This is a genomic window from Roseomonas chloroacetimidivorans (assembly GCF_049629625.1).
Taxonomy (GTDB): domain Bacteria; phylum Pseudomonadota; class Alphaproteobacteria; order Acetobacterales; family Acetobacteraceae; genus Roseomonas; species Roseomonas chloroacetimidivorans.
On the sequence record NZ_JBNBZS010000250.1, the window covers coordinates 1 to 1743 of the forward strand.

The window sequence follows — 1743 nt, forward strand, 5'->3', positions numbered from 1 at the left end:
TGCATGGGAAGCGAAGGCCACCTGCTCCCGGTGGACGTCGCTGGTGCCGGCCGCGATGGTGTGCAGCATCGGCTTCCAGACATGCGCCGTGTCGCGGTCGATCAGCGTGATCGCCGCCTGGCCGGAGTGGCCGAGGCGCTTGCCAAGCTGGGTGGCGATCTCAAGGCCGGCGATGCCGCCGCCGACGACGGCGATGCGTCGAGGATTGCTCATAAGGCTCCACCAAGCGGGGTGAGGAATGGTCGGGCGTGGATAGCGGACGCGCGACCGACGGCCGTAGGGGCGAGTAAGCCGGCCAGGGCTGGGATGCGGTGTGCACGACAGAGCACCACGCCAAGCCTCAGCAGCCCCGTCGTTACCTGCCGGCCCGGTCTTCCCTCGAGCATATTCAGCCTGCCAGCTTCGAGATTGCGAGCCACGACGTTGATGGGTGAAGCATCCGGTCGGCACGCCTTCGGGCACGGGATATGTATCGGGCACGGGATATGTACATGTCCGTTGATGAACGGCCGTGCTGCCGCGGCGATCAGGGGCTTGGCGCGCCTCCTCGCGTGTCGGCGCCAGAGGAAGGCCCGCTGTGCTCATCCCGGTTCTCGATCAGCGCCCGTCGCCGCTGGCGGTAGGCACTGCGGAAGGTGGCGTAGGGGTCGAGCGAGGAGGCCTTAACCTCGTCGACAACCTCAATGAGCCCTTCGCGGGCGTCGATAGCGGCAAGCCCCGCCCAGCCCCAGCGGAGCGCATCCACCGCATCCCCCTGGCCAAGCCAGTTAAGGGGCTGTGCGGCGACATCCACCCCGAAGCCGGCGAGGTCGCGCGGGTTGGTCGGGCCGAGGATGGGCAGGAAGAGGAACGGCCCCTCATCGAGGCCCCACCGGGCGAGCGTCTGACCGAAGTCCTCGTCGTGCTTCAGCAGGCCCATATCGGCGGCGACATCGAAGAAACCGGCCAGTCCGATGGTGCTGTTGATCAGGAAGCGCCCGAGCGTTGTTCCGGCGCGGTCAGGCTCGCCCTGCAGCGTGTCGTTCAGGAGGATCACGGGGCTGCGCAGGTTGGCGAGCGCGTTGCCAATGCCCGTACGTACCGGCGGCGGCACCACGTGTCGGTAGCCCACCGCCACCGGCCGCAGCGCGTAGGTGTCGATCGCGTCGTGGACATCATAGAGCGCCCGGTTTGTTGGCTCCAGGGGGTCATTGATCTGTTCGAACTCGGCCACCGCCTCCGGGTCGCTTGCCGGCGGACGCGTGGCACAGGCGGTGGTCATCAGCAGGGCAGCCGTGAGCGCGAGCGCTGGGCGAAGCCCGCACCCCGGGGTCTTCCTGCGGGGAGGCGGTTCCGAAATCGAAGCCGTCTGGGCCGCGCACTTACGGCTCCGCTCGCCCGCCATACCGGTTGGCACTGCCGCAAAAATGCGGGCCACGAAGCCAGTCCAGGGTGTCGGGGCCATATGATCCACGCTCCTCAAGGACGATACGTTGCCAGTTCCGCCAGGGGACCGCGGCCCGGCCGGGCGGAGGGCGGGGCACCGCAGAAGCAGAACTCCACCCAGCGGGGGAAGACGCGGCCGAACCGCGGCGTCTTGATGGTATCCATTCGTGATTGTATGTAAAGGCTCAAAGTTAGGACTAAGTCGGAATGGTGCGACGTACCAGGGAAGGGGCTGAACGGACTCGCAAGGCGGTGCTCGACGCCGCGGTACGCGTCTTCCTCGAGCGCGGTGTGGCTCGCGCCAGCCTTGAGGAAATC

General features: G+C 67.4%; 2 protein-coding genes. Both read right to left on the reverse strand.

The features are described from left to right. A partial coding sequence (locus ACO1BU_RS37140; protein WP_424140868.1) for an FAD-dependent oxidoreductase occupies positions 1–213 on the reverse strand: 213 nt, incomplete at its 3' end. 313 nt (positions 214–526) lie between these two features. Then, on the reverse strand, positions 527–1261 hold the full coding sequence (locus ACO1BU_RS37145) for an MlaA family lipoprotein (RefSeq protein WP_424140869.1): 735 nt from the start codon (positions 1259–1261) through the stop codon (positions 527–529). Positions 1262–1743: the final 482 nt, after the last annotated feature.

What these genes read in the sequence shown, in the direction of transcription:
- ACO1BU_RS37145 (WP_424140869.1), bottom strand. Translation starts at nt 1,261, where the DNA reads ATGACCACCGCCTGTGCCACGCGTCCGCCGGCAAGCGACCCGGAGGCG.